Origin of the sequence: Enterococcus sp. OL5, from assembly GCF_006491895.1 — a bacterium.
In the GTDB taxonomy this organism is placed as follows: Bacteria; Bacillota; Bacilli; order Lactobacillales; family Enterococcaceae; genus Enterococcus_D; species Enterococcus_D innesii.
Map to the genome: position 1 here is coordinate 19,570 of NZ_VHIL01000024.1, position 8,999 is coordinate 28,568.

General features: G+C 42.1%; 7 protein-coding genes. All 7 read right to left on the minus strand.

What is annotated here, in order from left to right; genetic code table 11:
- Window positions 1-43 precede the first annotated feature (43 nt).
- Window positions 44-3,829, minus strand: a complete 3,786-nt coding sequence (locus tag FJU10_RS17895) for a WxL domain-containing protein (RefSeq protein WP_223273134.1) — start codon at window positions 3,827-3,829, stop codon at window positions 44-46.
- 132 nt (window positions 3,830-3,961) lie between these two features.
- Window positions 3,962-4,282: a hypothetical protein gene (locus FJU10_RS19565; RefSeq protein WP_223273135.1), complete on the minus strand. Its 321-nt coding sequence runs from the start codon at window positions 4,280-4,282 to the stop codon at window positions 3,962-3,964.
- Between the two features lie 23 nt (window positions 4,283-4,305).
- Window positions 4,306-5,355 carry a DUF916 and DUF3324 domain-containing protein gene (locus FJU10_RS17900; protein ID WP_140966593.1) on the minus strand — a complete coding sequence of 350 codons (1,050 nt, stop codon included), beginning with the start codon at window positions 5,353-5,355 and terminating at the stop codon, window positions 4,306-4,308.
- A gap of 169 nt (window positions 5,356-5,524) precedes the next feature.
- Window positions 5,525-6,304 (minus strand): WxL domain-containing protein, encoded by a 780-nt coding sequence (locus FJU10_RS17905; RefSeq protein WP_140966594.1) that lies wholly within the window; start codon window positions 6,302-6,304, stop codon window positions 5,525-5,527.
- Window positions 6,305-6,453: 149 nt separating this feature from the next.
- Window positions 6,454-6,774, minus strand: coding sequence for a cell wall protein (locus FJU10_RS17910; RefSeq protein WP_140966595.1), 321 nt, complete (start codon window positions 6,772-6,774; stop codon window positions 6,454-6,456).
- Window positions 6,775-6,818: 44 nt separating this feature from the next.
- A complete protein-coding gene (locus tag FJU10_RS17915; protein WP_140966596.1) occupies window positions 6,819-8,273 on the minus strand; it encodes a helix-turn-helix domain-containing protein in 1,455 nt (484 codons plus the stop codon).
- 393 nt (window positions 8,274-8,666) lie between these two features.
- On the minus strand, window positions 8,667-8,999 hold a 333-nt coding region (locus FJU10_RS17920), incomplete at its 5' end, for an LPXTG cell wall anchor domain-containing protein (RefSeq protein WP_140966597.1).

Genomic DNA, 8,999 nt, shown 5'->3' on the forward strand with positions numbered 1-8,999 from the left:
CCTCTGATGCTTGAAACAGCACTATTGGTGTACCGATATTTTTTCACTCAGGTACACTACTCAAAGACCATTCGATCGTTGCCCGATACCGCCCTGTCTTTGGATTGGAACCAGCCGGAACTTCCAATTCAACACTGGTAGCTGCCGTCTCTTGATCGCCGAAACGATAGATCCATGTCCCAGTACTTCGGCTACCACCGGTTAGCAGCAGCTGACCTTCCCCCGGCAATAAAGTTATGGTACCATCATCAGCCACAGCAAGCTCTGGCATATTAGCATCAGCATTGGTCGAAGCAGTCGCAAGGTATTGATTGTGTAAATTGATTTGCGCACCAATTAAATGATCATTATCCTCATTGCGGAACCCTTGTGAATCAAATGTCGCCGCTAAACGCCAGCTCGTTTCTGCCAATAGCTTACGCTGATCAGTAATCTGCACATAGTTCGGTCGGTCGGCGGTGTCACTTGTCCCTTCCTGACTGATTTGTTGAGGCAACGCATAATAGGTTCCTTTGGTACTACGAATCGGTACTTGACCAAATTGAAACTGAGAGACAAAATCAAGACTGATCATTCCTTGGTTATCAGGAAGGAGCGGAGGATTGTCTGGCTCTACTTCCATCTCTGGTTCTAATGGATCAACTGGCGGAAATGGACCGGATTTTACAATTTTGATCGTTGTAGCAGCGGGGAAAACTGCATCACGAAAGGACAATTCTGAAGGAGGATTCTGATTGCCAGTCTGATCATTTGTGACAGGTGGATGCTGAACACCAGCTGCTTTTGCCGAACCGACAGAATCTTTCAGAAATACTTGGATCTCATCTCCATCTTTTAGCTGACGACTACTTAAGTCAATGATAAATCGGCCATTTTCATCGATATCAGCCATCTCTGTATTGAACCACACGCCATTATGCGTTGCGCTTATTTGCACCTCTCTATCCTCTGTATAGCCATGTAGTTCAGTCGATTCTTCAAGAAGTGTCAAAGAAGAAACAACCGCGGGCGTTGGGGGAATAATCGGAAAGACTTCAACAGGACCGACTAAAATTAGATTCAGCGCACCTTCTGTCAACTCTCCACTTGTTAGTTCGACTGCTACAATTCGAACCGTCGTTCCTGCTTCCAAAGGCGCCGCTAAAGAAATTTCAAAAACGCCTCCTTGCGCTTCTTCCCCATAAATACTGATTCCGGGGTTTTCCTCTGTGTGTCCAACCGTACTAGCCGTGACTCGCTCTTTGTGACCAGCAGTAGTTTCAATTTCTACAGTCACTTTCGCTTCATTGTCCCACGCTGGGCGAGTGCCATCAAAACCAACCGGGATACTAACTCTACCATGGATTTTTTTATCGGCATTTGTCGGAACTCGTAAAGCATCTGCAATCGCCCAGCGTGCATTATTCGAACTGACTCGAGAATAGTTTGTCAATCCTTTGTCTCCAAAAGTTTCCAGATTCAGTATATCTGGCTGATTCGTCACTCCCAATGTACCAAAATCAGTACCTGAAAAAGCAAAATCAAGGGTTGGAAAGTTTAAATCTGGATCACCGGAAAGATTCGAACCATTTCTCCAGACAGCTAAATCACTATTAGTGGCAGTCAATGTTGATAGATTGGAGACACTGAAGATGTTTCCACCATCGAAGCGCTCGTTACGGAAATCAAAAAAGACTGGATCGTTCAAGATGACAGAAAGATTTCCTGAACGAAAGACACCTCCATTCGGCGTACTTGTGTGTCCTTCCACTTGAAAATACCCTTGTTCAACATAAATCGTTGAATTGAAATAAGTGTGCATATCAATCCCAGGACCACTCTTAGCTACACACATAAACTTACTATTAACACCCACGATCGAAAAATTATTTTCCGAGCCATTTTCATAGATACCCCTTGCATAGAAAATCCCTTGGTTTCCCCCAGCAACATTGCCGTCACTAGGAGTACCTGTACCTGGATTATAAAGATCGACGATGCCTCCATCCGATATTTCAAACGAATTTCCTCCACTAGGAATTCGAATCAAAGGAGCGCTGCCACCTGTTTTAAAGACATTCACTGTACCACCATCGGTCACATGAAAAGTTACCAAACCATAATATAAAAATCGGATCGTCGCGTGATCCCCATTAGCATATTGACTGCTAGTTATTAATTTCCCATTGCTTTGAACCTCAAAGGTAAAGCCCAGACTAGTGACATTGATGGCGCTTGAGTCAATACTCTCGACTTCCAATACTGCCGAATCACTGACCATAAGCACCCCTGATTCTGAGGCATTCGCTGGAGTCGTTAAAACAAAAGAGGCTGCTCCTTCTGCTGCGGTAATTTTGCTGGAAATCGACACATGAGTATCTTGTCCAGTGATGGTGACATCGGCATTTTTTCCGTCGACTCGCAATGCATTAGCATTTCCTGCCGTTAGGTTTGCTTTTGAACCAGACTGAATCACCAGGTGAGGATTATCCCCTGTCAAAAATAAGCCACGTCTCCTTTGTGTTGCTTCAATCTGTACGAGGGCAGCCTCACTAACAATCATCTTTGGATTGGCACCACTCATCATAATCGCATTATTTTGATTATTAGAAGCTTCGATCGTTGCACCTTGACTTTGTATGAAAAGCGATCCTTCTTCACTAATGGAAAAGGTGCCATTATCTCCACGTATGTCGATCGCATTAGCCTCTGCAGCAAACTCATTCGTGACACGGAGGAACGTTCTCTCACCAGTGATCGTCATGGATGGCGTGCCTCCATTCAAAAGTATGGCATTCGCATTCACTGTTTTGATCGATACATCCGCACGAGACTGGATGCTCAATTCTGGCTGATCGCCAGTAAGCGCAAGTCCTCGTTTTCTTTCCGTAACATTGATCGAAAAAACAGCGTTTTCTGCCGCAATAAAAGTTGGATTTTTCCCAGAAAGAATAAGGGCATTATTTGCTTCATTCGTGGCATTCGTAGCGGCACCGGGGCTTTGAATGTCTAAGTGTGCGTTGTGGTCGAGTATGACTTTTCCGTTGTCTCCGCGAAGGTCGATAGTATTCGCGGCCCCTTGTTGCGTCACAATAGTTACTTGAGCTCCCTCATCAATCAACAATCTAGGATCTGAAATATCTGGTGCAGTATAAAAAATCCACATATTCGGCTTATTGATGATTACTTGTGCTTGGTTGCTTGCTTCCACTTCTTTGAGATTAAATAAAGTATCTGAATCCATAGTCATTGCTTCAAAACGATTGATCCCACCGGTAAAATGAACTTTTGCTTCTCGAGCCAAAATAAACGGAGAACGGTTCGTAGCGACTTCTTCAACATTCGCTACCTCAACGACCCAATCGCGGCTTAAAATATTGGTCGTTTGGATCAAAGCAGTATTTCCTGTTTTATGATAGCTCAGATTTTCTAAACGGAAAGTCGTTTCTTCGTTTACAGTTGTTAGGCGAAAATAAGCATTATTATTATTGAACGTCAGCGTGTGGCCGTTTCCTTGAATCATGATGGAGCGATTGATATCCATCACATTGTTAGCAGATTGAGTAAGATCCGCTTGCAAAGAAATAATCGAAACAGTTGGATTTTGTAAGGCACTCATGAACTCGGCCATGCTAGCAACTTCAACAACCGATCCGTCAAAAGAACTTGATCTGGCATCACTTGCGGCTTCTTCTAAAAAATCTTGAGGGCTTTCTATACTACTTCCAGATTGCTCGGAAACACCGGTATCTGTCCCTTGAGATGCAAGAGTGCCAGTTTCCACGACCTCTTTTTGGGTATCTTCTTGGGTATCTTCTTTCGAATCATTTGCTGCCTTTATTTCGACCAAGGCTTCTGCTCCTCCACTTGTTACGACAAAACGTCCCGTCTGTTTGGCAATGATCGGAACAGCAAAGGATTGCTGCCTTTGACTTGTCTTGATTTGCCAATGATTAGCATCCTTTTTTATTACTGTTTTTTCTTATGGTTGCTCCTCTGTTAGCACCTCAAGCTCTGGAGGTAATTCTAGGACCACTTCTTCCACCGCTAGATCACTGACCAATTCAAGTAAGAGGGGGTTGCCCAAAGTACCAGAAAATCTTGGTTGCTTGAACTCAAAAGTCGCTTGTGGGAGCAATGAGCGTGTGCCAATTTCCTCAAGCAGCGAGCTTTCCTCCAATGTTTGCACCAACTCGGATTCTCCTGTCTCAGCAAAAGCAATGAGGAAAGGCTCATTCGGCAAGCAAATCAACATCAAAATAAGGCTCCATTGAAGCAAGTGTTCCAAGCTTTTCTTTTTCATTCCTAGCTCTCCTTTTTCGCTTCTTACGTATCCGTTCTCGGCTTTTTGTTTTTCCATAACAGCCAAATGATCGTTCCAAGAAGGACCATTACTAAACCAAATGTGCTGATTAGCCACCAATTTGCCTCAGGATCAAGGGTAACATCCTCACGATTCAAATGCTTTGCAACATCTGCTTCAACCGTAAAGGGATACTCCCATGACCACTCCTCACCCTCTGATCGTGCGGTCAAAGACATTACATATTCTCCACTATAAAAGCGATCTCCAGCTAAGGAAACGGGGAAATGAAAATGCGAGTTTGGTGCCATTTGCATTCCTTCTCGCTGTGCCTCGTACAAAATTTCTTCCTGATCTGCTCGCCGCACTGTCGCCACTACCTCTAACTGATTCAGGAAACGTGGCTGTGGATTTTGTAACGTCGCCCGAAATGCATTTCGGTAATTCACTTGACCAGGAAAGACGTCTAGCAAGGCAAGCTCTGGTTCAATGAGGGAAGACTTATTCCGCACTACGACTCCTAAGATATAGGCAAACCGATTTTGAATCGCAACACCCTCCACCTCTGAATCGGTGTTTTCTGCTATCACCTCACGGATACGTAAACCGCCAACTAAACTCCCAGCAAAGGCTGCTTCTGGCATATGTATTGGTAACTCGATCGTCTTTTTTTCATTGGCTGACAGTGTGATTTCACCTGGTGAATCGATCAGATCAGCTAGTGAATGAAGCAAAGTTGGATCTGGCTCAGTCGTATCTTTGCCATATTCAACAACTCCATTTCCGTTAGTAAAAGCTGTATGTGCAGAAACTTCAATCACAATGTCATCTGTCGAATGGTTTTGGATCGTCAAACCTAATAAATCACTCGTACCTGGTGCCATTTCCAGATCAAAGTAACCACTGTTTCCGTCAGCTAGTTGGCTTTGTGGCAAATTTGGGACTACATGAAATGGTAGTTCCGATTGTGTTGTTGCTCCACTCATACAGGGCGCGCCAATGAATAAAAACAACAGGAAAGCAATCCCCATCACTTGCTTAGATATTCTTGATTTTTTGTTATATCCTTTCATAACTGAACCGCTCCTTCCATAATAGGCAGGAAATACGCGCCTCCTGCCTATTACCTGAACCACTTTCCTATTTCCCGTTCAAGGATGTTTGAATAGAGAAACCTATTGTGATTTTCTGAGTTTTTTCTTCGAAACGAAGCTTCGATGCACTGCTTTTTAGCAGGACCGCTTAATTTTCTGGCGTAGCACTTAAATTCCACGTCAAAGTCGCCTTATAAGTAGTCGCTTGAGGGTTTGCTCCCTTTGGCACATGAAGCCAAATTGCTTCATTCAGAATGTCACTTTCTCCAGCCTCATGCTTCTGATTCAGAAGTGTTTGGTTTCCCCACTGAACTGTCGAAACTCCAGCTCCTTGTCCCTCCGCAGCAGTCATCAATGTGTTGTCTTCACTTCCAGCATCAATGATTTGACGATTTAACTGATCGATCGGTGCGCTTGGAAAAGTCTCAGGATCTAGCGCATTTGAGCGAATCTGCGGATCCCGTAATTCAATATAGGCTCCCCGTAATATATGGCTAGAATTAGCATCTGTACTCATGAATTGATCCAAATCAACATTTAATGTCCAGCCATTATGCTCCCCACGAGTGTCCAATACTTGAGCAAAAGAAACATATGGAACGGTTCCTGTACCATCAGACAAACGTTCCATCTCTGCAAGCATCGCCGCTGCCCCATGTTCTGTGCTGATTGCTTGTGTACCAAAATCAAAACGCTTTGGCACATGAACAAGAGTAAAGGGTCCTTTTACATCTGGATCAATCGGATCGATTTCTACTTCCGGTTCTTTTTCAGGTAATTCAACATCGATCTCTTCATCGTCCCCTGCAATGAACTCTACTTCATTTTCCGTAATCCCTTGGATGACTGATGTTGCTAAAGCTGTCACTCCTCCAGATAGAACGGTGATACTCATAACGCCGATTGTTACTAAATTCATACGTTTCATACTAATACTCCTCTTCTTTTTTCTAATTGATGCGTGGTCCGGATTTCTTTTCATCCCAATAGGAAATGCATTTGAGTGACTAAACCCCATTGTGCCTACTTTAAATTTCAGAATGACTTCATTCTCTAGTACAGCTTATTTTCTTGTCTTCAAATGGAGAGTCTTTGTTTTTTCACGTAAATTCCTACACTAACACTAACGAATAGCACCCCGATCCAATAAACTTCCCTTTGTTGACTATTTAATTGCGGAAGATCCTCGATTTTTCCACCTCCTTCTTCTTCTCCAGGTGGTAGCCATTCACCTGCCGGCGGCTTTGGATTGGACTCTTTGTTATTATCCCCAATAAAGCGGATGACCCCTTCTGTTCGGCTAGTAACAATTTCTTTGGCATACACCGGATCAACACGAAACAAACAACATACTATCAGTGACAATACAACAAAATAACTGAGTCTATAAAGCTTCATTACTCCCCCTTTCCCTGCCACGCTTCCTTTTAAAAGAACTTTCGCTAGACACAGAAAAAATCCTTTAGTTCTTCATTCAAGATTGAAACGACTATCTTAATCGTTTCCTTATAACCAATGTATTTAGGTAGAAAAAAGATTTGTGGCTGCTTTTCAATGGTGTATTCAAACGGAACGATGTTAGTGATCAAAGTATCGCAATCAAGCTGATTGATTTGTTTGAACGACAACTGTTCTTCATACAGGACTTCCATTCGACCACTAAAATGATGCTCAAAGATACTACAAATCCATTCATCAATCACATAATTATTGGCAAGCAACACCACGATTTTTCGAGAAATCCGGATCAATTGATTGCCAAAAAGGTACAGAACGAAGGAACAACAAAAGTCAGAGAAAAATCGATTTTCGAAATAATGCGGAATCGCATTTACTTCCATAAATGCGATCAACGGCTCATACAGATTGAATGGCAAAGAACACACGAAATGATTTGTACTATCCGAATTCTTTAAAAAAGTAGGTGCTAAGCCAACTTTTGCATACTGACGTACTAAAAAATCTTCAACGATTTGTTGGTTAGAACAAGGTTTTTCAAGATAAGAATGGTGCAGCTCCAAAAAATGAACAAATAATTGGTTAAAGTGAGTACTCTTTGTCAAAATACTGCTCAGGGGAATCCTTGTTTTACCACGAAGTGTCCATTGAGCGTATAGCATTAAATAAATAAAGCAAGCCTCTTCAGAAATACGGTTTCTTGCTATCGTTTGCAGACTACCACTTTCTTGGATCGTCTCGTTGATCGCTAAATAAAGTGGATCTTGTTGCGCCAGTGCCTTAATTTCGCTATCAAAAGTCAATGTGCCATAAGTCGATCGCTGAAAAGATAAACGGATAATACTAATGACTTTTTTCTTTGATATGATGTCCACTTCTTGCTCAATTCGTAATATAAGAGCTTCTTGAAGTTGGTGATCGATTGGTGGCAAGTCAAAATAATGCGTTTCACAATAAAAATCCCAGAAAAATTTCCGCTGATTGATTTCTTCTCCTACTAAACCAATCGAAGACTTTGTTACTACCAGTTCGTAGTCATCAAGAATCATTTGCAATTTTTTTAAAAGTCGATTTGCCGTAGATTCCGAAATGTGCATGGCACGAATCCAAGCTAGAAAAGGAAACGTCTGGCCTGCATAAAAAGCCTGTACCAATAAAATAAGTGGTTCTTTTTCATAATAGGAACGTCGTTTTTTATCATACTCATCATGATCGTTGATCACTAACTTCATTCCTTGATGTGTCCCATTAAGAGAGATCGTGTTTCCAAAAAATGCACGAATTGCTTTTAGATCGGTCAAAACGGTTCGACGGGAAATACTTGCTTTTTCTGAAAGCTGCTTGACACTTAAAACGTGTTCATTTTCCATGTGTGCCAAAAGAATGAGACTTCTTCGATTGACTGAGCTCGTTACTAATTGGAATGTAAGACTGTTCACGTGCTAAATCTCCTTTAGTAAGTTTCCTATCCATTGATAATCAAATTGAGTCTCCCTCCTTTGCTCTACCTTCGAATCATTGCAATGTTTCTTGTTTGATTCTAACAAAATTACCACCTATTTTTTAACCAGCATTTGCACACAAGGGTGCAAAAAGATTGACTTCTCCTTAAATTCCCTTCGATTCTTGTCTCTTACAGTTAAATACTATTAGTTATTTTATATGTGACTGCTAGCAACTCATTTAATGCGTGACTAATCTTTTTTTCTGACTGTATGTCTAGCAAGAATATTCCTTTTAGATAGCTGCATTCAGTGGTGGTTTTTTTACGCAAAAAAACAGCTAGACACTCGTCTAGCTGTTTATCTAGAATTATAAGTTAGCACTACGTTCTATTGTTTTTTGAAAATACTTACAGCTACGCCACTTACAATGATCGTTCCTAAAACCACTAACCAGGCAGCACGTTTTTCATTCGTTTGCGGAAGCACACCCCCATTATTTTGACTAGAAGTGGTGGTAGTCACTGAACCACCGACCTGATCACTGGATTGACTCGTTTGGCTCGTTGATGAATGATCATTATTTGATTCGGTGGTACTTGGTTCTGTTGTGCTTGGCTCCGTTGTGCTTGGTTCCGTTGTACTTGGTTCTGTTGTACTTGGTTCTGTTGTACTTGGTTCTGTTGTACTTGGTTCTGTTGTACTTGGTTCCGTTGTGCTTGG